Origin of the sequence: Streptomyces angustmyceticus (assembly GCF_019933235.1) — a bacterium.
In the GTDB taxonomy this organism is placed as follows: domain Bacteria; phylum Actinomycetota; class Actinomycetes; order Streptomycetales; family Streptomycetaceae; genus Streptomyces; species Streptomyces angustmyceticus.
In genome coordinates, this window is the sequence record NZ_CP082945.1 from 1,067,497 (window position 1) to 1,088,885 (window position 21,389).

Below are 21,389 nucleotides of genomic sequence, written 5' to 3' on the forward strand. Positions count from 1 at the left end.
CAGTAAGGCACCGCCGGCGAACCGCGTCTATGCAGCCGACTAAATTTGACCCGCATGGCGGAGCGTGCGGAGCCGCCGCCTGGAAGGTGTCCTGCATGGTCGGGAGAGCACCGCACCGCGCCGGCCTCGGAGCTGGTCCCGTACCCGGCCCTGCTCCACTGGGCATCGGCGGTAGACCATGGGCCCGGGCAGGGCCGGAAAACAACGAACGATCAGGCCAGGGACTACGGGACAGCCCTTACTGATCTTTTCGTAAGTTCGGTGGGTGTGGTGGGTGGATGGTCAGGCCGGTGTGGGCGAGGTAGGACCATGGCAGGTGCTGGTGGTGGTTGATGCGGTGGATGCCTTGTTCAGTGGCGTCGGCGACGTCGGCGAGGTGGTCGCCGGCGGGGTTGGCGAGTTCGCGCTTCTTGAGCGACGACCAGAGCAGTTCCACCGGGTTCAGCTCGGGAGCGTAGGCGGGTAATCGTTCGAGAGTGAGCCAGCCCTGCTCGGCGACCCAGGCCCGCATCGCCCGGCTCCAGTGAGCGGACAGGCCGTCCCAGACCAGGATCACCGGCTCGCCAGGGTAGAACACTTTGACCTGCTCCAGAACGTCGATCAGTGCGGCGGTGTCGTAGCTGCCGGGCTTGAGGTGGAAACACAGGCGGGGACCACGATCCGGGTCGGTGGCGTGGTAGCCCAGGGCCGCGGCCATCGACGCCCGTTTCCAGTTCAACCGGTGCCGCAGATGCGGAGTACGGCCCCGAGGCGCGTAGGCACGACGGACCTGGGGCAGCAGCGAGACGCCTGATTCGTCGAGGAACACGATCCAGGCACGTGTGTTCACCGCCCCTTTTTGATGCGCGGCCACTCGTGCGTGACCCAGCGGGCGATCTCGGACTCGTCCCGCTCCACCGCCCGTCGCTCAGGCCGCTGCAGACTCCACCCCAGCCGGCCGGTCAGCAGACGCCACACCGACGCCCGTGACAGGGACACTCCTGTCACCCGAAGTCACCCCAGGAAGCTCAACCGGACCCGACGGTCCGTGTTGCTCGTGTTCGTGTCGACCAGGCAGATGGACTGCCAGGTGCCGAGGGCCAGGCGGCCGGTGAGGACCGGGAGGGTGGCGTGGGGTGGGACGAGGGCGGGGAGGACGTGGTCGCGGCCGTGGCCGGGGCTGCCGTGGCGGTGGCGCCAGCGGTTGTCGGCGGGGAGGAGGTCGTGCAGGGCGGCCAGGAGGTCGTCGTCGCTGCCCGCGCCGGTTTCCAGGACGGCGATGCCGGCGGTGGCGTGCGGGACGAAGATGTTCAGCAGGCCGTCGCGGCCGGCTGCCGTCTCGCGGAGGAATGCGGCGCAGTCGGCGGTGAGGTCGGCGACGGTTTCCGTCGAGCCGGTGGTGACGTCGAGGGTGCGGGTGGTGAATGCGGTGCTCATGGGTTCATTTTCGTACGGACGGCGGGTTCTTGTCCGCAATCCCGCGGGCTCCTTCCGCAACGCCGGGTCAATACTGCGGCAACAAAGGTCCACCGGCCGAGATGACGATTGACCCCTCTCGGGGCGCACCGCTACGTTCAGCGACATGCCTACAGCAGCCCTGCTCACCACGCGCGGTCACATCGACCTGCTGCGGGTGGCCTCTGCCGCGTGTCGCCGCGGCGGCTGTTGTTGATGCCGTCGCGTTGCTGCTGATGCCCTTGCGGTTGCCGTTGTGGTTTCCGTTGCCGTCGCCTTTGTGTTGCCGCCGCTGTTGCTGAGGCCGCTCTGGATTTCGCGGTGATCGGTGCGCTGCTGATCTGCTTGGCTTGTTGTGGCGGGCGGTTGTGTCCCCTGCGGGACGCGGCATGTGCGGCTGTGCGCGGTGGTTCTGCGACTTCTCTCCGGCTCTTCCGTCGTGGTCGGCTCTGGTGGTCTTGAGCGGACCTCTGCGCCGCGTAGGGGCAACGTGTTTCCGGTGCCTTCGTCGCCGTCTTGAGCGCTGCGTTGTGAGCGCTGTTGCGTCGCCCCACGGGGATTGACGCCTTCTTCTCTCTTCGCCTTCTTTCCTCCCCCTCCCCGTGGAGCATTCATGACTCTCGATCAGGCCGTGGCCCGCGAGGCCCCGGTCGAAACTGCCGCTGAAACAGCAGGGCCGCCGTCTGTGGTGAAAGGTGAGGAGAGGGAGGTGAAGGCCGCCTCCGGTGTCGAGGGGCTTGAGCTGGTTCATGTTGATCCGGTTTCCCGTCGGCGATGGCCGGTGCCGCGGTGGGTGCGCCGTACGGTGGGGCCTCTCGCGTTGCTGGTGTTGTGGCAGGTGCTGAGTGCGAGCGGTGTGCTGGAGGCCGGCATTCTGGCGTCGCCCGGGACCATTGCCGCCACCGCCGGGGACCTCGTGTCGGACGGGACGCTGCCGTCGGCGATGCTGGTTTCGCTGCAACGGGTCGCGGTCGGGCTGCTGTTGGGTGGCGTGATCGGGGTGGCGCTGGCGCTTGTGTCGGGGCTTTCGCGGCTCGGTGAGGATCTCGTCGACGCGACGGTGCAGATGCTGCGTTCCGTGCCCTGGGTGGGCGTGATTCCGCTGTTCATCATCTGGCTGGGCATCGGTGAGGCACCGAAGGTCGCGCTGATCTCGCTGGGTGTGGCGTTCCATCTGTATCTGAATGTCTATGCCGGAATTCGTGGTGTCGACGCCCAGTTGGTGGAGGCCGGGCAGTCGCTCGGGCTGAGCCGGTGGGGGCTGATCCGGCATGTGGTGTTGCCCGGTGCGCTTCCGGGTGCGATGACCGGGCTGCGCTATTCGCTGGCCACCGCGTGGCTCGCGCTGGTCTTCGGTGAGCAGGTCAACGCCGATGACGGCCTGGGCTTTCTGATGAATCAGGCCAGGGAATTCTTCCGCACCGACGTGATCGTGGTGTGCCTGGTGGTCTACGCGATCCTCGGGCTCCTTGCCGATTTCCTCGTTCGTACCCTCGAAAGGCTGCTGCTGCAATGGCGACCGACGTTCACGGGCCAGTGACCACCTCCGAGCGGGAAAAGCAGGTCGCGGGCGCCGCGGCACCCGGCACCGCCGTACAGGTCGGCGGATTGGTGCGGGCTTTCGGTGGGCGGGCCGTCATCGACGATCTCCACCTTTCGCTCCGGCCGGGCGAATTCGTGGCGTTGCTCGGGCGCAGCGGCTGCGGCAAGTCGACCTTGCTGCGGGTCCTGGCGGGACTCGACCAGGAAATCGACGGTGAGGTGCTGGTGCCGCGCCGCAGGGCCGTGGCATTTCAGGCGCCGCGGCTGATGCCCTGGAAGCGGGTCTGGCGGAATGTGCTGCTGGGACTGCCCGGCCGGCCGGAACGCGATGTCGCCGTCAGGGCGTTGGAGGAGGTCGGGCTCGGCCGCCGGGCGGACGCCTGGCCCAAGACGCTGTCCGGCGGGGAGGCCCAGCGTGCGTCGCTCGCTCGTGCGCTGGTGCGCGAACCCGATCTGCTGCTGCTCGACGAGCCGTTCGGCGCCCTCGACGCGCTGACCCGGATCAAGGCCCAGCGGTTGGTGGCCGAACTGTGGCAGGAGCGCGGTTGCGCGGTGCTGCTGGTCACCCATGACGTGGAGGAGGCCCTGCTGCTCGCGGACCGGGCGCTGGTGATGGAGAGCGGCCGGATCGCGTACGAGACCGCGGTGGATCTGCCGCGGCCGCGCACGGTCTCCGATCCGCGCTTCGGTGCGTTGCGCGCCCGGCTGCTCGACCGGCTCGGCGTGGACGGCGAGGCGAATGAGGACGGCACGGATGGCCGGAGCGCCGGAGCGAGCGTGGACGGCGATGAAGGCTCGGGGGGTGTCGTGGGCGGCACGGAGGTCGTCGGCGTCGGTGCCGCCGCCTCCGGCTCCCCCACTGCTGCCGCCTGATCCGCACCAGGGCGATGAGCGCGAGGCGACCCGCCGTCTCTTCGCCCGCCCGGCCTCCGCCCGCCACCCGACTCCCCCACCCCACCCCCAGACCCGAGAACAAAGAACGAAACGGACGCCCCATGAGAGCACGCCCTGTCGCCCCGGCCGCCCTGCTGCTTCCGCTCACCCTGCTGCTGGCCGCCTGCGGTGGTTCGCCGGGGGCCAAGGGAGCCGGTGGGGGGACCGGGAGCGGGACCGATGGCAAAGGGTCGCTGACGCTCAACGTCGGTGATCAGAAGGGTGGTTCAGAAGCGCTGCTGCGGGCCGCCGGTGAGCTGGACGACCTCCCGTACAAGATCAAGTGGTCGACCTTCACCTCGGGTCCGCCGTTGCTGGAGGCGATCAACGCCGGCGCGGTGGACGTGGGCGGGGTCGGCAACACTCCGCCGGTGTTCGCCGCCGCCGCGAAGTCGAAGATCAAGGTGATCGCCGGGACGCACAGCAGGTCGGACGGCGAGGCGATCCTGGTGAAGAAGGGCTCCCCGCTCAAGCGGCCGTCGCAGCTGAAGGGCAAGTCGATCGCCGTGGCCCAGGGCAGCTCGGCGCACTACCAGCTCATCGCCTCGCTGAAGAAGGCCGGGCTGACGCCGAAGGACGTCACGCTCAACTACCTGCAGCCGGCCGACGCGCTCGCCGCGTTCACCCGGGGGAAGGTGGACGCCTGGGCGGTGTGGGACCCGTACACCTCGCAGGCCCTGGATCAGGCCGGTGCCCGGGTGCTGACCACCGGGCAGGGTGTCGTCAACGGGCTGAGCTTCCAGGTGGCCGCGCCGGCCGCAGTGGACGACAAGAAGAAGTCGGCGGCGCTGAAGGACTACACGGAACGCTTGCGGCGGGCGCAGAACTGGGTGTTCAAGCACCCCGGCGTCTGGGCGAAGGCCTGGGCGAAGGAGACCGGGCTGCCGGAGAAGGTGGCGCTGGACGCGGTCAGGCGCACCCGGGGTACGGCGGTCACGGTCGCCGTGGACAAGGCGGCCATCGCCTCCGAGCAGCAGATCGTCGACGCGTTCGCGGCGGTGAAGCTGATCCCCCGCTCGTTCCGCTTCGGGGATTTCGTCGACCCCCGTTTCAACGGTGGCCTGCCGCCTTCGAGCACAGCGCCGCGTACCTATGGAAAGGCTCAGTGAGATGTCCGTACACCTGCATTGGTTCCTGCCGACCGGCGGCGACGGGCGGACGCTCGTCGACCGCCACGCCTACACCGACGGCGGCATCCGGCGGGACCGGATCACCCCGGTCAGCGGGGTACGGGCCCCGGACATCGAGTATCTGGCGCAGATCGCCAAGGCCGCCGAGCAGTTGGGGTTCGAGGCGGTGCTCACGCCGACCGGGACGTGGTGCGAGGACGCCTGGCTGACGACGGTGGCGCTCACCCAGGTCACCGAGCGGCTGAAGTTCCTGGTCGCGTTCCGTCCGGGGGTGATCTCGCCGGTGCTGGCGGCGCAGATGGCCGCGACCTATCAGCGGATCTCGCGCGGGCGGCTGCTGCTGAACGTGGTGACCGGGGGCGATTCGACCGAGCAGCGGAGGTTCGGTGATCATCTCGACCATGACCGGCGCTATGCCCGTACGGATGAGTTCCTGCAGGTCGTCCGGGGGGTGTGGGGTGGCGCGCCGTTCGACTTCACGGGCGAGCACTATCAGGTCGAGGGCGGTCTGACGGCGCTGCCGCCGGACCCGCTGCCGCAGATCTTCTTCGGCGGCTCGTCCGCTGCCGCGGGGCCGGTCGCCGCCCGGAACGTGGATGTGTACCTCACCTGGGGCGAACCGCCCGCGGAGGTCAAGCAGAAGATCGACTGGATACGCGGGCTGGCGGAGAAGGAGGGGCGTACGGTCCGGTTCGGTATCCGGCTGCACACCATCTCCCGGGACTCGGCCAAGGATGCCTGGGCGACCGCCGACCGGCTGCTCGACGACCTCGATCCGGCGACGGTGGCGGCCGCGCAACAGGCGCTGGGCAAGAGCGAGTCGGTGGGGCAGCAGCGGATGCTGGCGCTGCACGGCGGCTCGCGCGACAAGCTGGAGATCTCGCCGAATCTGTGGGCGGGCGTCGGTCTGGTGCGGGGCGGGGCCGGCACCGCGCTGGTCGGCAGCCATGCCGAGGTGGCCGACCGGATCGAGGAGTACCACTCCCTGGGCATCGAGCACTTCGTGCTCTCCGGCTATCCGCACCTGGAGGAGGCGTACTGGTTCGGGGAGGGCGTCCGGCCCGAGCTGGCCGCCCGGGGGCTGCTGGAAGCGGGGCCCGCTCCGCTGGACGGCGTCCCGGCGGCCAACGGCCGGCCGGCCTCCGCTCCGGGCGGGGCGCCGCTGCTGATCGCCGAGGGACGCTGAGCGTCGGCGGACGCCGAGTGCAGGCGGACGCCAACCGCAGGCGGACTCTGAGCGGCGGGGCCGCGTGGCCCGAGGTCCGCTGGCCTCGGGCCACGCGGCTCCGGGCCTCGGGCCTCAGACCTCGGGCCCTGCGGCTCCACGCCCCGCCGCTCCGGGCCGCGGGAAGACAATCACTCCTCCCCCGGTTAGGTGAAGCATGAACTACACCGGGGTGCGCGAGGTCGAGGTCGTGGTGATCGGCGCCGGACAGGCGGGCCTGGCCGCCGCCTTTCATCTGCGGCGGGTCGGTTACGTACCGGACCGGGACTTCGTGGTTCTCGATCACTCCCCGCGGCCGGGAGGGGCCTGGCAGTTCCGGTGGCCCACGCTGACGTTCGACAAGGTGCACGGGATGCATGCGCTGCCGGGCATGGAACTGACCGGCGCCGATCCGCTGCGCCCGTCGTCCGAGGTGATCGGCGCGTACTTCGAGCGGTACGAGCGGACCTTCGGGCTGCGGGTGCACCGGCCGGTGAGCGTGACGGCCGTCCGCGAGGGCGGCGGGGAGTCTCCTGGGCCGGACGCCGGCAAGGCTCTCGGGGGAGGCCGGCTGCTGGTCGAGACGTCGGAGGGGGACTATGCGGGGCGGGCCCTGATCAACGCGACCGGGACCTGGGACCGGCCGTTCTGGCCGCGGTTTCCCGGGCAGGAGTCGTTCGGCGGCCGCCAGCTGCACAGTTCCCGGTACCAGGGGCCGGAGGAGTTCCGCGGTGCGCGGGTCGTGGTGGTGGGCGGCGGAACCTCTGCCGTACAGCAGCTGACGGAGATCGCGCGGGTCGCGGCCGCCACGACCTGGGTGACGCGGCGGCCGCCGGTGTTCCGTGAGGGGCCGTTCGGCGCGGAGCAGGGCCGGGCGGCGGTCGCGCTGGTGGAGGAGCGGGTCAGGCAGGGGTTGCCGCCGCAGAGCGTGGTGAGCGTGACCGGGCTGCCGATGACCGAGGCCGTCCGGCGGGCCCGGGAGAGCGGCGTACTGGAGCGGCTGCCGCTCTTCGCGCGCCTGACGCCCACGGGCGTGAGCTGGGAGGACGGACGCACGGTCGAGGCCGACGCGGTCCTCTACGCGACCGGTTTCCGCCCGGCCATCGACCATCTCGCCCCGCTGCGCCTGCGCGAGCCGGGCGGCGGCATCCGGATGGACGGCACCCGCGCCCAGCGCGATCCCCGGATCCATCTCGTCGGCTACGGGCCGTCGGCGAGCACCATCGGAGCCCACCGCGCGGGACGCGCCGCGGCCGCCGGCATCGGCCGGCTGCTCGCCGCGACGGAACAGCCGGCCGAGGAAGAGCGGGAGTGGGCCGGCAGTCTCGCGTCCTAGACGCCTGTCTTCAAAGCCCGGAAGCCCCCGGGGCCGCCTCCCCCGAAGCCCCGTCCCCCTCCCTCCGCGAGCACCCGCAGACGAACAGATGCCCCCGGGAGCAACTGTTTTCCGGTGCACATTCTCGAAAAGGGAGGGGCTTCAATTGACTCACAGCAACGGGCGATGATGACGGGGCGCGAGCGGCGGGCTGCAGACCGTTACCACGCCTCCGGCCCAAACCCCTTGCTGTGCCGGGGAGTTGAGTCCCACAACTTCAAGGAGAAGATCCCGATGGACATCCTCACCTCTCTCTTGGCCCACGTCCTGCACCTCGTGGGCTGGCTGATCTGACAGACCTCATCCCCAAGGCGCCGCTCCTCCCCGTCCCGGGAGGGGCGGCGCCTTCACGTGTGCCGCCGGGCTCGGTCGGGCGGGCCCGGTCCGCCCGCCCCGTTCCGTCGCGCTACCTGTCCAGCTTCTGCCGGGAGGTCTCGGGAAGCGTCAGACAGACGAGGAACGAGACGAGGCACAGCGGGGCCACGTACCAGGGGAAGAGGTCGGGGTGGCCGGCCTGCTTGAACCAGGTGCCGACGTAGGGGGCCGTGCCGCCGAAGAGGGCGACGGCGAGGGAGTAGGGGAAGCCGACCCCGGCGGCACGCACCCGCGCGGGGAACACCTCGGCGTTGACCGCCGCGGCGACGGCGGTGTAGCCGGTGAGCAGCACCATGCCCGCGCACTGCACCAGCTGGCGAGCGTCACACCGGCCGGCATGAACCACGGCCCGACCAGGTCCGCCACGCCAACCCGCGCACCCGGCTGCCGTTCTACGTGTGGAACGTCGACACCGTCCGCCCGCTGCGCTACACCGAAGCCGTCGAGATCCCCGACTTCGCCCGCCACGAGAACTACCGCGGACGAACAGCTGGGCGCATGCCTTGGCCTCGGAGGCTTCCTCGACCATCTTCAAGATCGCCTTCGGGGTCGGTGCGACTCACCGACCTCGTTTGAACGTTCGTCACCCCACGCCTGCACGGCGCCGTCACCGCCGCGCGTCAGCGCGCCGAGGCCGCCTCGTCCGAGAGCGGCAAGGACGCGTGCGGCTCTGGCGAAGCTGGTGGGCTCTATGGAGCCGAGGTAACCGGAGCGAGGCTGGGCGAGTGCGTGGCACCCAGCAGGCGGCACCATTGGTGCGGCCGATAGCACGTCGGATCACACCCGCGACCGAAATGCCCGGTCCGTGAACTTACGTAAGATTCATCCGAATCTACTGATCCGACCTCGTTAAGGAAACGCACCGAGCGAAATTTTTCATTGCGCGCATATAGCCTTGCTGGTAGCGTCCCTCCCGTAATGATCAAGATGTTTTAGCGTTTACTGGGGGGCTAACTTCATGAGCATGCGAAGCAAGGGGATATCTACCGCGATCGCCTTAGCCGTGACCAGTGCAATGTGCGGAATCAGCGCGCAAGCGGCAATTGCATCACCGGCAGAAGGCCACCAGGACACGGCGGTCGCGCAGGCGACGACGGAAAAGCAAATACATGCCGCCGGAGCTGATGAAATCTGCGCAGTTCTGGGGATCGGCAGCGGCGCAGCAGGTCTCTCCAAGGCTCTCGCCAAGGGCGCATCCTGGGTGGGAATAGGCGCCAGCGTCGGCTGTTACGCATACACGAAGGCGAAGAACGCCACGCCCGCACAAAAGCGCGCGGCCATGCTGAAGTCGTACAGAAATTACCAAGCAAAGAGCGATCTCGGCAAGCTTGACGCGCTCGGCTATTACTGCCGGAAGAAGGGCGGCGGTGGCGGTGGCGGTACCGATTTCGCCTCCCTTAACATGATGATCGGGTACCGGGACATCAAAATGAAGGGCGTAACGTACTCGTGCACCAACATCCGCGACTGACCGGTCGCCGCGGCCTGGGCTATGGAGAGCGATCCTTGCTCTCCATAGCACTGGTCGTAGTGAGTTCGCTGTGGATCACAGAAGACATGGCCCTATGGGCGAGGATACTGTGCGGGGCCGGTGCAGTCGGGGGAGCACTGGGGGTGCTCTACTTCGGATGGCGCTACCTTCGCTCACGCGGGTAATCGCAGTAAGGGTCTCTCAGCGAAGTAGTCGTCGCGAAGTGAGGTAGAGGGAAAATCAGCCGGAGGCGGACGACACGAGCCCGGCTGACCTCGGAAAGCGAATCACTTAGAGATCCCGCGGGTAGGGGCGCCGTCGCGAGTGCCGCGATACCGCCGCCCGGACCAGCGGAATCTCTAAGTGGTCGAGCGATGATCGGTCGTGGCGACGGCCTCGCGAGGGCGGTTTTGCCGTCGGGGGGCTGAATAGTGCCCCACGCGCTCGGCCGAGAATTGACAGTTTGTTACTCACTACCACTGGGTTCTCTGGTACGTCTGGCCGAAACGATCGAAACCTGACAGGGCGCACATGCCCCACGCCTCCGAACGCCGGAACGAGACGTATTGCGTTAGAGCGCACTCCAACTCCTAGCTTCGGAAGCATGCGATACATCAAACTCGGAACGACCGGACTGGAAGTCTCCGCCATCACCCTCGGCTGCATGAGCTTTGGCGAGCCGGACCGGGGCGGCGAGCCCTGGTCGCTGGGCGCGGACGCCAGCCGGGACATGCTCAAGCAGGCCCTCGAGGGCGGCGTCAACTTCCTCGACACGGCCAATGGGTACAGCGCCGGAAGCAGCGAGGAGATCGTCGGCCAGGCGGTCAAGGACTTCACCCGGCGCGAGGAGGTCGTTCTCGCCACCAAGGTCTGGATGCGGATGCGCCCCGGCCCGAACGGCGCCGGGCTGTCCCGCAAGGCGATCTTCGCCGAGCTCGACGCCTCCCTGAAGCGACTGGGGACCGACTACATCGACCTGTACCAGATCCACCGCTGGGACTACGACACCCCGATCGAAGAAACCCTCGAGGCGCTGCACGACGCGGTCAAGTCCGGGAAGGTCCGCTACATCGGAGCCTCTTCCATGTACGCCTGGCAGTTCGCCAAGGCCCTGTACCTGGCTGACCTGAACGGCTGGACCCGGTTCGTGTCGATGCAGGACCACTACAACCTCATCCACCGAGAAGCAGAGCGGGAGATGTTCCCGCTCTGCGCCGACCAGGGCATCGGGGTGATCCCGTGGAGCCCGCTGGCGCGGGGCAGGCTGACGCGGGCCCGGGACACCACCACGGCACGTGCCGGGACCGACGAGGGCGGCAAGATCCTCTACCGCGACGAGGACCAGGCAGTGGCCGAGCGCGTCCACGAGATCGCGGGCAAGCGGGGCCTGTCCCCGGCCCAGGTCGCCCTGGCCTGGGTCATGCGCAACCCGGCGGTGACCTCGCCCATCGTCGGGGTCACCAAGCCGGCCCAGCTGGCCGACGCGGTCGCCGCGGTGGACGTCGAACTCGACGAAGACGAGGCCGCCTACTTGGAGGAGCCCTACCAGCCGCACGAGGCCGCCTACCTGGAGGAATCCTTCTACAAGCCGCAGCCTGTGGCGGGCTCCCGGTAGTCCGGGCTACCGCCGGGCCTTCGACGAGTCCTTGGCCTCGGCCTTCACAGCCCTGTGGTCGGCCCGGCGGTGCTTGCGGGCGGTCGCGCGCAACTGCATGATCCGCGCGCTGCCCGCCAGCGCGGTGAGCAGGATGCCCGCCACCGCGGCCGGCAGCAGGGCCACGCGCAGCGGAACGGGGCATCCAGGTCTGACCGACCTGAACGTGATGGGTCTGCACAGCCCGGCCTCGGCCATCACCTCAGCGATCATCTTCAACGCGGTCATCATCGTCGCGCTAATCCCGCTGGCGCTGCGCGGCGTGCGCTACACCCCTGCGTCGGCCCACGACCTGCTCCGCCGCAATCTCACCCGCTACGGACTCGGCGGCCTCGTCGCCCCGTTCATCGGCATCAGACTCATCGACCTTCTCGTCTCCCACATCCCGGGCCTGGGCTGAGCGGTTGGGCGATACCGCACGAACGGAAGACGGTGACAGTCAACAGCGCACACACGCGGTGGCCCTCGCCGGCTCCGGCCCGACGACGGTCATGTTCGTCCCTGGCACCAACGTCCATGCCGCCTCTTCGCTGCCGCTGGCCGCGGCCCTGATCACCGCCGGCTATCGGGTCCTGCTGATGGACGCCCGGGCCAGCCCGGTCTTCATGCGGACGAACGCATCTTCTTCAACAACCAGTTGCCCTTGTACGGAGCGTGGCCGAGCGAGCTGATCGAGAAGGCATCCGCGGCGGCTCGGTCCGGCAGCGCGCGGCACACTCGGCGCCGAGCTGGGTCTGGTCCCCGGGGCCGGACACCTCGTGATCGAAGAACGCCCCGCCCATCTGACCGCTTTGCTGGACGGGACGGCATAGAGGCTTGGCATGGGACGAGCCGGCGTCAGCGGAGCACACTGAGAGCCACCCGGTTCCGTCCATACGCAACCTTGACGACGAGCTGGTGTGCGCACCGGAACCGTGCGTCCGGTCGAGACAATCTTGATGACGTGACGTCAACTCTCCACCCACGAATGCCCTTTGGGCAACGGTCCGGGCACATGGTGATCTGCGGCGACGACGGGCTCGCCCACCGGCTGGCCGTAACCCTGGACGGAGTGTGCGGCGAGGTGGTCACCGTCGTGCTGCCCTCGCGGCGCGACGGGCACGCGCCGGAGATCGCGGCGCTACACCGTGATCCGCAGTCGCCGGTCGAACTGTTGGTGGCCGCCGGCCCCGACGAGCAGACGCTGCGTGCCGCGGGGGTCGAGCGGGCGGCCGCGCTCGCTCTCACCTACCGCGACGACCAGGTCAATGTGACCGCCGCGCTGCTGGCCCGCACCCTCAACCCGACGATCCGCCTGGTCATCCGGATGTACCACCGCGAGCGGGGCAGCCACCTCGAACGGCTGCTGGACCGGGCAGTGTTGGCGCTCGACCGGTCTGACGACGCGTCGCTGGACATGTCGGCCACCGTGCTGTCCGACACCGATACCGCGGTGCCCGAGCTGGTGGCCGCCGCCGCGGTCGGGCAGGGGCACACCCTCCAGGTGGAGGGGCAGGTGTTCCGCGGCGTGGTACGCCCCGCGCGGATGCCGTCCCAGTCCGCCGACCTGGCCACGCTGGCCGTGCTCTCCGGCGCCCACCAGGACGACCCGGCAAGCGAGGACAGCCACGAGACGCCTGGTGAAGAGGGCACTCAGCTGCTGCCCGACACCTTCACCGCCTATCACCGGCAGTTCACCCACGGCCGGCTGATGTTGGAGGAGGTCACCCACCACCATCGGCCCGAGGCTCCGCCGCGCGACCGGCGCAGCTACGGAGCCTGGCTGCGGGACCGGCTCGCGCATCTGCCGTGGAAGGTGTTCCTCTCCCGCGAGGTCCTCGCGGTCTTCGGCGCGCTGGCCGCGATCATGCTGGTGCTGGCCGTCGCCACGGCCATCGCCGAGACCGGCCCGCTGTGGAAATCGCTGTATCTGCCGCTGCTGGGCATCTTCACGATGGGCGACCCGGCGACGGACGAGACCCCCGCCCGCCGCGTACTGCAACTGATCGCCGGCTTCGTCGGACTGGCCGTACTGCCGCTGGTGGTGGCCGCGACGATGAACGCCACCGAAGCCTTCCGCAAGGGCTCCGTGGGGCACCCGCCGGCCGAGGACCTGGCCGACCACATCGTGCTCGTCGGCCTCGGAAAGATCGGCACCCGCGTGCTGGCCCAACTGCGCACCACCGCCCACCAGATGGTCGTCATAGAGCGTGATCCGCACGCCGGGGTGTCGCCCTCGCCCGCGAACTCGGCGTTCCCCTGCTGCTGGAGGACGCCGGCGCCCCTGGGGTTCTCGGACGTGCCCGGATCCGCCGGAGCAAGTCCCCCCTCGCGCTCACCCGGGAGGACGGTGAGAACCTCGACATCGTCATGGCCGCGCGCGAGGCCAACCCTCAAGTCCGGGTGGTGATGCGGCTCTACGACGATGATTTCGCCGCCACCGTCTCCCGCACGATGCGTGCCTCCTACCCCGACGCCACCACCCGCAGCCGAAGCGTGTCGGCCCTCGCCGCGCCGTCGTTCGCGGCAGCGATGATGGGCCGTCATGTCCTGGGTGTCATGCCGGTCGAACGTGGCTCCCTCCTCTTCACCACCGTGGATGTCGCCGGCCACCCCGAACTGGAGGGCCGCTCCCTTCACCATGCCTTCCGCGAGAACGAGTGGCGCGTCCTGGCCGTGGGCTCCGCTCTTGAGCCGGCTTCTCCCCGCTCGACGGACACGCTCGGCGGCCTCCGCCTCGACCGTCCCGGCTTCGACTGGCGCCCCCCGCACGGCCGCATGCTGCGCGCGGGCGACCGGGTCGTGGTCGCATCGACCCGGCGCGGCTTGGACTTCCTCATGACGGGGGTGCAGCCGCATCCGACGGCACCACGCGTCTGAAAGGGCCGCCGGATTCAGTGTCGTCAACGCGGCACTCGACCGCGTGCGGACGTGCGCTTCGGTGCGCGTTCGCCCGGACGGGTCATGAGGTGACCGCCGGCGGGCTAGCCTCCTTCCGTCCCGTGCCTGAGTGGAGAGCGCGGGCAGGCCCCGGCCCCGTGACGGGACGCATAACGCCGGGGCCTACCAGTCCGAACGATCTACAGCCGTTCAGGACGGAGCCGTCCCCGTCCGGTGCACAGAGCGGCGAGTGGAGAGCGTTGCCCCTTGCTCAGGGTGCGCAGCGCGGGCCAGCCGATATCGGGGTGCTGCTGGGGCAGGTCGTCGACACGGCTGGTGGAGAACCGGGACGCGTGCGCGAAGTCCCGCATCTGCGGCCCCTATGTCTCGCACGCGGCATCGAGGCGGTCTTTGAGCTGGTTGGCCGCAGTGGTGGCCTGGCCGGGCACATCCTGTATGGCGGCCGCCGTGCGGCGTGCGGCCCGCGGCCCGTAGCCGGACAGTCCGACCGTGCCCTTCAGCCCGGCGCGGCCTACCCGCATGCCGGTTCGGGCTCTGGCACGAGCGGCTCGTTCCACACCGCGGGCGAGACTCCCGGTGCCATGGGCCAGGTGCCCGAGGGATCGGGCGACGCCCGCCGATGGAGGTTCCTGTCATGAAGGCCGCACGCACACGCCGTTCCTGACCGTCTGCCAGGCGACAATGTGCCCCCGCGCCCGAGGTACGGATAAGCCACGGCCTCTTCACACTCACCAGGATGCGCGGCCTGGACGCCGTGGACCAACCGGGGTACGGCATGGGGCGATGGTCTGCTGCGACCCGCGGTGGTGAAGGTGACGAGGCCGCCGCCCGGACCCGAACCGCCTGGCGCGGCGCCATTGCCTGAGTGGCAACTGCCGTCGAACCAAAGGACACTGCCCTTCGGGACACTGCCCGAAGAGACAATACCGTCCCATTACGCCCCCTCATAAGCTCCATGACGTCAGCTTCGACAACCCATGCGAAGAGGGGGATTCCCGCGTGACCATCAGGACCGCGATACGCAGGACCACGACGCTTGCTCTGTTCAGCTCTGTCTTCCTCGGCGGCCTCGCCGGGACCGGCGTCGCCGCCGCCCCGGCCGCCCCGGCTGCCCCGGCCGCCTCCGTCCGTCAGTGCAAGGGCGAGTTCAAGCACTCCGTCTCCAACGTGAAGTTCTCCCGCATGCCCAACGGCCGGCTCACCTGGAGCTTCAAACTGACCGCTGCGGCGAAGAGGAACCTCGGCTCCCTGGTCAGGGTCTCTATGCCGCAAGCCTTCGTCTCCGGCCACGAGATCAACCCGCCCTACGGTCCCCACACCCGCTCGAGCAGCTACGACTTCCACTCGAGCATCAAGAGCTACCAGCGCAAGGGCAGCGGCCATAACTTCACCATCAAGACCAACGACGAGATCAGCTTCTTCTGGCTGGTGAAGAGCATCAGCCACCCGAGGTCAGGGGCCTACCGCACGATCACCTGCAAGGTACCCTCGGCCTGATCCCGCACGCGGGGACAGAAGGGGAGATGAGCCGGATGAAGAACGTTCCCGTTCTGGGCGGACGCCACGAGCTGACCATCGAGGGCTTCGCCGCCACCACCGAACACATGGAGCTGCGCTACCACCTCACTCCCCCTCTTCCCCAGAGCGAACCCGACGAGGAGAACGAGGTCGGCGACCACGAACCGTACGTCTTCCTCGCCCTGGAAGCGCTCGACGACGTCGGCAACGAATACCTCGATTCGGGAGGAGCCTTCGGCCTCTCACCCGATGGGAGCGCCACCGAGGGTTCCCTCTCGGTGCAGCCCGGACCGTACGCGAACGCCCGTTCGGTCACCCTGCATCTCACACTGTTCGACGGCACACGCGAGGAAACCCACACCTTCACGTTCCCCCTCGAAGCCGCCGCCGGATAGCACACGAGCACTCGCGGCTCAGCGGCCCTCCCACAGGGGAAGGCCGCTGAGCCGCCCAGGGCCGTCGGTCACGAGGCGGACGGCAGCGGTGGATCCACAGCCGCCGTCGCCGCGTGGCGGCATTCGCAGTGCGTGTCGGCGCACAGCGCGTGGTGAACGAGTACGGAGAGCACCACGGCCTGTAACCGCGTCTGCTGACCCAGCTTGTCCGAGATCCGCGCGATGTGGGCCTTCACCGTCCGCTCCGCGATGCGCAGCTCCCGGGCCACACCGCTGCTTCGGTGCCGCTTGAGGACCATCGGCGGGTGTTCGCCGTGGCGATGGCGACCCTGCTGGCCGAGTTCAACACCTACCTCGACCGGCCCGGCGCCGGCCCCGCCGCCGATCTGGTGGGCTACCGCCAGCACGCGATGTGCTCAGCCGGGACGAACTCACCGCGCTGATCGACGAGATGCGCGACGCCTTGGTGCGCCGTATCGCCAATGAGCCCTCACCCGAGCGCGCCCGTTACCTGATCGCGACTCGCGTGACCGGCCCCCGACACGCTGTGCGCCACCGTCGAGGAAACGCGGTGGTCCGTGGTGCGACGAGCCCCGCCACCGAGCGGGCACACTCTGGCGACATCGGAGTCTGCCCGCGCACTTCGCCTCCGCTGCCCTTAGGGAAGACTGCATCATGGCGTACATGTTGAAGCCGAAGAGACACGGCAAGGCATCGTTGCAGGTCAGAGGGCGTTTCCAGGTCAGCAAGTCAGCACAAAGTCAGCATCGGCGGCGCTACGCCGAGAAACAGGGCCAGCTCCCAGGGCCATAGGGGCACGGCGTGGTCCAGAGCTTCACAGCGTCCGGGGCCGAGGCCCGGTGCCAGTTGTGGGACCAGAGTACAGCTGCCTCTGGGAGTCCAAACATCCCCAGCTTCAGGTGACATAGCCGGATCGACGAGGTGCCGGGCCCGGGTTGATCGCGTCCAGCGCCGGCCCGGGGACCGCGCCCATGACGACGATCGCGACCAGGAGACGGGACAAGGAAGAGCAGATCGCGCGGACGGGCGTCGTCGACAGTGTGCGCAATCGCCGCCGGGGTGGGTGGGCCCGGTGAACATCCGCTGGTCCGTATACGGCACGTACAGCGCCGAGAGGACCAGGGTTCCGACCGCCACCTCCGTGGCCGCCGCATACCACTGAAAGGTGCCGACCCACGGGCTCGGAAGCACCCCCAGGCGCCAGAACCGGCGGATCTGTAACTCGATCACCACCCGTCGGTAGCCGACCGTGCTGTCCGCCAGCCGGCGCACGTACCGGCTTTGTCCCCTGCCCGAGAGCACTCCACAGCCGGGACAGCCGATCTGCTTCGTCGTGACCCGAGCCCGGACAACCAGAGACTCTATGTCGAGCACTACGTTTTCGATCAGAACAACCTCGACCTGGTGGAGCCACAGCCCCTGACGCCTGATGTGGGGTTTCACCGGCGCATGTGATCGATCCGTTCGCAACGGGCACTGGAACTACCGAGACAGGAGATCCATGCCCCTTTCGTACAGCGTCGTGCCAGACAAGAGCAGGAAGCCCACCAGCGCGAAAAGCCACGCCGTGTTCTCCCGCGCATTGGCCTTGAGCCAGTGGTCGATCCGGCGCAGGGCAGGCTGCACCGCCCGTTGAGAGATGAGGCGGCAGAGCGCCATCAGCATAGCGGGGGCGATCATGACCACGCAGTACAACGCCAGCACGGCGACTTGTGCAAGCCAAGGACGGTCGCCACGGCCGAGGATATCGATCGCCGCGAGATACGGGAACATCGTGGCGATCTCCAGCGCCACAGCCACCAGAGCCACCGCGATCACGCTGCGGGCCGTGGCCGATGCGCCGACCGCCGCCTCCCGCCATCGGGCGAAGCGCCCCTCCCTCGCTCTCTCACGTCTCAGAAGTCCGTACCAGACCCCGATGAGGATGAGCACTACGCCGCTCACTGCCATCGCCGTGTCCCCGGCGGGCGAGTCCAATGCAGAACGTAAAGGTTCGCGTACGGCCGACAGTGCGCTCAGCATCAGAACGCCCAGCACCAGATAACCGAAGGCGACGATCAGCAGGTAGCCGAAGACATTCGCCACCCGCAGCGCACGCGGGGTCAGCAGGAACCAAACCGGAATACCCAGGGTGGACACGCTCAGGGTGTCCACCAGAGCCAACGGGAGAACTTGGCCCAGGACGCCCACTAGAAGACCCCCGGGAGCCAGTTGTCCCGGCGGCCGGAGGCAAATGCCACGCCGGTGAGGACGCCCGCGCTGCCTGTCCGCAGATCGCTCGACAACTTGAAGTTGCGCGAGCCCGGGAAGTGCAGCTCGCCCTCACGCGGCCGGATCTCGTGCAGGCCCAGCTGCTGCATGTGCCGGGCAACGAACGCGCGGGCCTGCTCTTCGGCAAGCTCGCTCCGGGCAAGTGTGGCGAGACCCGCGACGAAGCCCGAACGGCCACGGAACAGACCGCTCTGGACCATGAGTTCAGGTCCGTTCGCCCGCACCAGATCCAGTACAGAAGCCTGTGCCGAGGTCCAGCCCTCGTGACGGGTGAGCTCCGCCAGAACGAGGGCAGCGCCGCAGGATCCCACCTCGACATACCCAAGGCTCCTACGCCCCGCATCGTTGAACTGCAGGGAGCCGTCCGCGCACCGTACAAAACCGGAGAGCTCGAACTCCAGCAGCTCCCGGGCGAGGTCGACCGCGGCGGTATCGCCGGTGCGCAGACCATAACGGTGGACGGCCAGCCCGATGCCCGCGACGCCATGCATCAGGCCGAAGTGCGACACGTCCGGTTGGCTGGTCTTTTTAAGCTGATCGAGGTATGCCCGTGCCTGCTTGGTGAGTTCGGCACCGAGCTCCTCGGGGAGTCCCTCCGGCACCAGCGGGTCGACACCCGATGACATCTCGGACGTGGCCAGGAAGACGCCAGCGAGGCCACTGAAGATACTCAGCCCACTGCCGCGGCGTTCCTTCGCCAGGCTCGTTTCCACCAGCCATTGGGCATGGTCGTGCCGCCCGGCCTTCCACAGGACGTAACCGGCACCCAGCTCGCTGTCGTAGAGGCCACAATCGAGCCTGGCGGCCGATTCCCGGCCGCGGACTGCGATCCAGTCAGCCACCTTCTCCGTGAGATCGGGTGCATCGAGGCCCCGGGTGCCCAGCAGTGACCACAGCACTCCGGACGCCCCCGTGGCCAGGGAGGCCGGGGAGAGGGAGAACCCGGTGAAGTCTCCCCGGAAGAGGCGGTCGGTACGGTCCTGGTCCATGGTGGCCCGAAGCCCGGTCACGATTTGCGACGCCCAAGTCTCGAATCCGAGCGAGTCGTCGAGGTGGCTGGAGGCGATCCGTACCGGGCCGTCGGCTGCGGTACCCGCGGGTCGAGCAACGCGTCGGACGCGGTCCGCCCACTCCTGCGGCAGGCCGTACCAGGTCCGACAGGTCTCGACGAGCTGGTGCAGCTTGGCCCCATCCATCCGGATCAGGTGGGTGAGGGGCAGGTAGCAGGAGAGTTCCAGCATGCACAGGGCGTACTCGTCCGCGGCTCGCCCGGTCCTGGTCAAGTCGGTGAAACCTGGCGCACCGGGGAAGGGCCGCGGAGCATCCTGCGGAAGGCAGGCTTCCAGGTCAATGAGCTTGACATCGAGGTCAGGGGTAACCATCACATTCCCCGTGTGCAGGTCCCCGAAGACGTAGCCACGATCCCAGATTGCGTCTAGCGTGCCACGGACCTTTCCGACGATGGCGGAGACGTCCTCGCGGTAGGCCCTGATGTCCTCGGGTGTCGGCGGATCGAACGGATTGGGGCGGACGAGGAAGGGAACCCTGGCGGCGCACCACTCCTGGAGGGTGACCCCTTCGACGTATTCCATCGCAGTGAAGACATGCGACTGCCAGCTGAATTGATCGTACGCCGCGGGGATTCCGGGCAGTGCGGAGAAGGTCCGCATCGCGTGGTATTCCTTGACGGCCCGGGTGACCGAGTCGCCGCCTATCAGGTCGTATCCGGCGAAGGGCCGGGCTTCCTTGAGCACCATCTGCCTGCCGGTGTTCCGGTCAGTGGCAAGGTAGACGCCGCCGCTGTTGGAGAAGTGCAGCGTCTTGTCGATGAGGTACGGGGGAACCGGCCCGTCCGCAGTGGGCACTGGCGGCTTGAACGCGTCCGGGATCTCCACGAACGAAGGGGCCTTGAACGGCACGGACCTGCGGTCGGGGACGAGGTGACCGTCGGGGTGCTCGAGGGCAAGGATCACCTTGCCCTCGTCGGTGCGGCAGTGCCGACGGGTGTAGGCACCGTACCGGACGTGGACGACGCCCCGGTCGATCTGAAGGTCGGACAGGATGCGCGGGCCTTCTGTATCCGCAAGCAGGCCGACGAGCTCGCCGGCCAGGGCAACGGACTGTTCCTCGGTAGCCGGGTAGAGGGCGAATCCCTTGCCGCTGCCCTGCCGGGGCGCGTACTTGGCGTTGATCAGCCACGCGTACTCGTACCGTGCCAGGAATTTGAAGGGGACGCTGCGCGCGAAGCAGAACGCCGAGACCTTCTCCACGAGTGTCTCGAAGGTGTCGGGCGTGACGGCGACATGAATCTTCCACCCCTGACCGGTGACGGGTTCGCCGCCGGGTCGGCAGACGGTCCAGATGCCATGCTGGGAGTACTGCCACCCGTCAGCGTGAGTGACCGGCACGAGCCCGCACCGCATCGCTCGGAACCTGGCATCGTTGGGGTCGGCCTTCCAGCGAGCGATATCGTCGTATGAGTCGGGATCGGTGAAGGTATAGAAGAAGTGCTCCATGCCCAACCTCTTTACGCGTTTACAGGTGCGGTTGCGGTCTCTGTACCCGACGCCACGGTGGTGGCCGACTCGAAGGTGCCGATCACGTCCCAAAGGGGGGCGGTCACCTCGGCGTCGGCGCCCGTGGAACGGCTCGTCCCCTTCTGGGTCTTGACGAGGTGATAGTTCGGGACGTCGTCGAGGCGGGCCAGCACGTCGGTGATGATCGGGTTCGTTGCAACCCCGGGTGGGAAAGACGGGGCGATCACCACGGGGGCACTGGTGCCGAGCGCGGCGAGGAAGAAGGGCGAGGTGCCCGCGCCCGATGCCATTCCCGACAGGAAGGCGACGCTCGCGGGGAAGACAATGATGCCATCGTAGTCAGCCGCGATCCGGGTGTGCACCGGCTCCCGTCGGCCGGTCGTCGTCTCCCAGGTATTGGAGACGACCGGCGTCTCAGTCATCGCGGCGAGGGCCGATGCGCTGACAAAGTGCTCCGCTGAGTCAGTCAGCCCCACCGTCACCTTGTAGTGGGGGCGGTTCGCCGACAACCAGTTGAGCCAGAACGGCAGGTGCGCGGTGGAGAGTGTGCCGGTGGCGACGAGGAACAGGTTGGCTTCTCGCGCCCTCGCCGCCTCACTCTGGTCGAACCGGGGCATCGATTCAAGTCCCTTCCATTGCTTGCGTTGTT

At 68.5% G+C, this 21,389-nt stretch carries 22 protein-coding genes and 3 pseudogenes; 15 read left to right on the plus strand and 10 right to left on the minus strand.

Features of this window, described 5'->3' with window-relative positions; genetic code table 11:
* Positions 1–238: 238 nt before the first annotated feature.
* Genes K7396_RS05175 through K7396_RS05185 form a run of 3 tightly spaced genes read right to left on the minus strand, consistent with a single transcriptional unit; the run spans position 239 to position 1,416 of the window.
* A complete protein-coding gene (locus K7396_RS05175; protein WP_152105098.1) occupies positions 239–829 on the minus strand; it encodes an IS630 family transposase in 591 nt (196 codons plus the stop codon).
* A complete protein-coding gene (locus tag K7396_RS05180; protein ID WP_158101157.1) occupies positions 826–978 on the minus strand; it encodes a winged helix-turn-helix domain-containing protein in 153 nt (50 codons plus the stop codon). Before K7396_RS05180 ends, K7396_RS05175 begins: the two co-directional genes overlap by 4 nt.
* Positions 979–993: 15 nt before the next feature.
* Positions 994–1,416, minus strand: a complete 423-nt coding sequence (locus K7396_RS05185; RefSeq protein WP_152105099.1) for a secondary thiamine-phosphate synthase enzyme YjbQ — start codon at positions 1,414–1,416, stop codon at positions 994–996.
* Between the two features lie 145 nt (positions 1,417–1,561).
* Between K7396_RS05185 and K7396_RS35905 the strand changes: the two genes are divergently transcribed.
* From K7396_RS35905 to K7396_RS05215, 7 genes are all read left to right on the plus strand, one after another.
* Complete coding sequence (locus K7396_RS35905; protein ID WP_359490674.1) at positions 1,562–1,651, plus strand: putative leader peptide; 90 nt, start codon at positions 1,562–1,564, stop codon at positions 1,649–1,651.
* Between the two features lie 396 nt (positions 1,652–2,047).
* Positions 2,048–2,974 (plus strand): ABC transporter permease, encoded by a 927-nt coding sequence (locus K7396_RS05190; protein ID WP_223659660.1) that lies wholly within the window; start codon positions 2,048–2,050, stop codon positions 2,972–2,974.
* The gene (locus K7396_RS05195) at positions 2,947–3,849 is read left to right on the plus strand and encodes an ABC transporter ATP-binding protein (RefSeq protein WP_152105100.1); all 903 of its coding nucleotides are present in this window, start codon (positions 2,947–2,949) and stop codon (positions 3,847–3,849) included. Before K7396_RS05190 ends, K7396_RS05195 begins: the two co-directional genes overlap by 28 nt.
* A gap of 122 nt (positions 3,850–3,971) precedes the next feature.
* Entirely contained in the window at positions 3,972–5,018 is a 1,047-nt protein-coding gene (locus tag K7396_RS05200) for an ABC transporter substrate-binding protein (RefSeq protein WP_086721244.1), read from the plus strand.
* Position 5,019: 1 nt separating this feature from the next.
* Positions 5,020–6,225: an LLM class flavin-dependent oxidoreductase gene (locus tag K7396_RS05205; RefSeq protein WP_086721245.1), complete on the plus strand. Its 1,206-nt coding sequence runs from the start codon at positions 5,020–5,022 to the stop codon at positions 6,223–6,225.
* Positions 6,226–6,421: 196 nt separating this feature from the next.
* Positions 6,422–7,579, plus strand: a complete 1,158-nt coding sequence (locus K7396_RS05210; RefSeq protein ID WP_086721246.1) for an NAD(P)-binding domain-containing protein — start codon at positions 6,422–6,424, stop codon at positions 7,577–7,579.
* A 114-nt stretch (positions 7,580–7,693) separates the two neighbouring features.
* On the plus strand, positions 7,694–7,912 hold the full coding sequence (locus tag K7396_RS05215) for a hypothetical protein (RefSeq protein ID WP_152105101.1): 219 nt from the start codon (positions 7,694–7,696) through the stop codon (positions 7,910–7,912).
* A 112-nt stretch (positions 7,913–8,024) separates the two neighbouring features.
* Here K7396_RS05215 and K7396_RS05220 read toward each other — a convergent pair.
* Positions 8,025–8,306, minus strand: a pseudogene (locus tag K7396_RS05220) (MFS transporter); the annotation flags it as partial.
* Positions 8,307–8,957: 651 nt separating this feature from the next.
* Between K7396_RS05220 and K7396_RS05225 the strand changes: the two are divergent.
* Together K7396_RS05225 and K7396_RS05230 are read left to right on the plus strand one after the other, a co-directional pair.
* Positions 8,958–9,464, plus strand: coding sequence for a hypothetical protein (locus K7396_RS05225; protein ID WP_223659663.1), 507 nt, complete (start codon positions 8,958–8,960; stop codon positions 9,462–9,464).
* A gap of 604 nt (positions 9,465–10,068) precedes the next feature.
* Positions 10,069–11,079 (plus strand): aldo/keto reductase, encoded by a 1,011-nt coding sequence (locus K7396_RS05230; RefSeq protein WP_086719661.1) that lies wholly within the window; start codon positions 10,069–10,071, stop codon positions 11,077–11,079.
* Between the two features lie 6 nt (positions 11,080–11,085).
* Here K7396_RS05230 and K7396_RS05235 read toward each other — a convergent pair whose 3' ends face one another.
* Entirely contained in the window at positions 11,086–11,244 is a 159-nt protein-coding gene (locus tag K7396_RS05235; protein WP_167392804.1) for a LapA family protein, read from the minus strand.
* Between the two features lie 16 nt (positions 11,245–11,260).
* Between K7396_RS05235 and K7396_RS05240 the strand changes: the two are divergent.
* The 3 genes and pseudogenes from K7396_RS05240 to K7396_RS05250 form a co-directional block, all read left to right on the plus strand.
* A pseudogene (locus K7396_RS05240) lies at positions 11,261–11,518 on the plus strand (potassium-transporting ATPase subunit B); the annotation flags it as partial.
* A gap of 594 nt (positions 11,519–12,112) precedes the next feature.
* Positions 12,113–12,403 (plus strand): annotated as a pseudogene (locus K7396_RS05245) (NAD-binding protein); the annotation flags it as partial.
* Between the two features lie 959 nt (positions 12,404–13,362).
* On the plus strand, positions 13,363–13,977 hold the full coding sequence (locus K7396_RS05250; protein WP_233476838.1) for an NAD-binding protein: 615 nt from the start codon (positions 13,363–13,365) through the stop codon (positions 13,975–13,977).
* A gap of 200 nt (positions 13,978–14,177) precedes the next feature.
* Here K7396_RS05250 and K7396_RS05255 read toward each other — a convergent pair whose 3' ends face one another.
* Positions 14,178–14,348 (minus strand): hypothetical protein, encoded by a 171-nt coding sequence (locus K7396_RS05255; protein ID WP_158101164.1) that lies wholly within the window; start codon positions 14,346–14,348, stop codon positions 14,178–14,180.
* A 649-nt stretch (positions 14,349–14,997) separates the two neighbouring features.
* Between K7396_RS05255 and K7396_RS05260 the strand changes: the two genes are divergently transcribed.
* Positions 14,998–15,495, plus strand: coding sequence for a hypothetical protein (locus K7396_RS05260; protein WP_086719660.1), 498 nt, complete (start codon positions 14,998–15,000; stop codon positions 15,493–15,495).
* A 35-nt stretch (positions 15,496–15,530) separates the two neighbouring features.
* Positions 15,531–15,911: a hypothetical protein gene (locus tag K7396_RS05265; protein WP_086719659.1), complete on the plus strand. Its 381-nt coding sequence runs from the start codon at positions 15,531–15,533 to the stop codon at positions 15,909–15,911.
* A gap of 68 nt (positions 15,912–15,979) precedes the next feature.
* Here K7396_RS05265 and K7396_RS05270 read toward each other — a convergent pair whose 3' ends face one another.
* Positions 15,980–16,210, minus strand: coding sequence for a LuxR C-terminal-related transcriptional regulator (locus K7396_RS05270; protein ID WP_086719665.1), 231 nt, complete (start codon positions 16,208–16,210; stop codon positions 15,980–15,982).
* A 6-nt stretch (positions 16,211–16,216) separates the two neighbouring features.
* On the opposite strand from K7396_RS05270, the gene K7396_RS05275 reads away from it, so the two are divergent.
* Positions 16,217–16,354, plus strand: coding sequence for a hypothetical protein (locus K7396_RS05275; protein WP_174887014.1), 138 nt, complete (start codon positions 16,217–16,219; stop codon positions 16,352–16,354).
* 1,060 nt (positions 16,355–17,414) lie between these two features.
* Here the strand turns inward: K7396_RS05275 and K7396_RS05280 are convergent.
* From K7396_RS05280 to K7396_RS05290, 3 genes are read right to left on the minus strand one after another with little or no spacing between them, the layout of a single operon-like run.
* Positions 17,415–18,122: a GAP family protein gene (locus tag K7396_RS05280; RefSeq protein ID WP_223659664.1), complete on the minus strand. Its 708-nt coding sequence runs from the start codon at positions 18,120–18,122 to the stop codon at positions 17,415–17,417.
* Positions 18,122–20,719: a class III lanthionine synthetase LanKC gene (gene lanKC / locus K7396_RS05285; protein ID WP_086719657.1), complete on the minus strand. Its 2,598-nt coding sequence runs from the start codon at positions 20,717–20,719 to the stop codon at positions 18,122–18,124. The genes K7396_RS05280 and lanKC overlap by 1 nt, the downstream gene beginning before the upstream one ends.
* Positions 20,720–20,730: 11 nt before the next feature.
* A complete protein-coding gene (locus K7396_RS05290) occupies positions 20,731–21,357 on the minus strand; it encodes a flavoprotein (RefSeq protein WP_086719656.1) in 627 nt (208 codons plus the stop codon).
* Positions 21,358–21,389 lie beyond the last annotated feature (32 nt).

Excerpts from the sequence above, each read along its gene's own strand:
- K7396_RS05290 (WP_086719656.1), bottom strand. The coding sequence starts at position 21,357 with ATGCCCCGGTTCGACCAGAGTGAGGCGGCGAGGGCGCGAGAAGCCAAC.
- K7396_RS05205 (WP_086721245.1), top strand. The coding sequence starts at position 5,020 with ATGTCCGTACACCTGCATTGGTTCCTGCCGACCGGCGGCGACGGGCGG.
- K7396_RS05225 (WP_223659663.1), top strand. The coding sequence starts at position 8,958 with ATGCGAAGCAAGGGGATATCTACCGCGATCGCCTTAGCCGTGACCAGT.
- lanKC (WP_086719657.1), bottom strand. The coding sequence starts at position 20,719 with ATGGAGCACTTCTTCTATACCTTCACCGATCCCGACTCATACGACGAT.
- K7396_RS05265 (WP_086719659.1), top strand. The coding sequence starts at position 15,531 with ATGAAGAACGTTCCCGTTCTGGGCGGACGCCACGAGCTGACCATCGAG.
- K7396_RS05210 (WP_086721246.1), top strand. The coding sequence starts at position 6,422 with ATGAACTACACCGGGGTGCGCGAGGTCGAGGTCGTGGTGATCGGCGCC.
- K7396_RS05230 (WP_086719661.1), top strand. The coding sequence starts at position 10,069 with ATGCGATACATCAAACTCGGAACGACCGGACTGGAAGTCTCCGCCATC.
- K7396_RS05185 (WP_152105099.1), bottom strand. The coding sequence starts at position 1,416 with ATGAGCACCGCATTCACCACCCGCACCCTCGACGTCACCACCGGCTCG.
- K7396_RS05200 (WP_086721244.1), top strand. The coding sequence starts at position 3,972 with ATGAGAGCACGCCCTGTCGCCCCGGCCGCCCTGCTGCTTCCGCTCACC.
- K7396_RS05270 (WP_086719665.1), bottom strand. The coding sequence starts at position 16,210 with ATGGTCCTCAAGCGGCACCGAAGCAGCGGTGTGGCCCGGGAGCTGCGC.
- K7396_RS05255 (WP_158101164.1), bottom strand. The coding sequence starts at position 14,348 with ATGCGGGACTTCGCGCACGCGTCCCGGTTCTCCACCAGCCGTGTCGAC.
- K7396_RS35905 (WP_359490674.1), top strand. The coding sequence starts at position 1,562 with ATGCCTACAGCAGCCCTGCTCACCACGCGCGGTCACATCGACCTGCTG.
- K7396_RS05190 (WP_223659660.1), top strand. The coding sequence starts at position 2,048 with ATGACTCTCGATCAGGCCGTGGCCCGCGAGGCCCCGGTCGAAACTGCC.
- K7396_RS05195 (WP_152105100.1), top strand. The coding sequence starts at position 2,947 with ATGGCGACCGACGTTCACGGGCCAGTGACCACCTCCGAGCGGGAAAAG.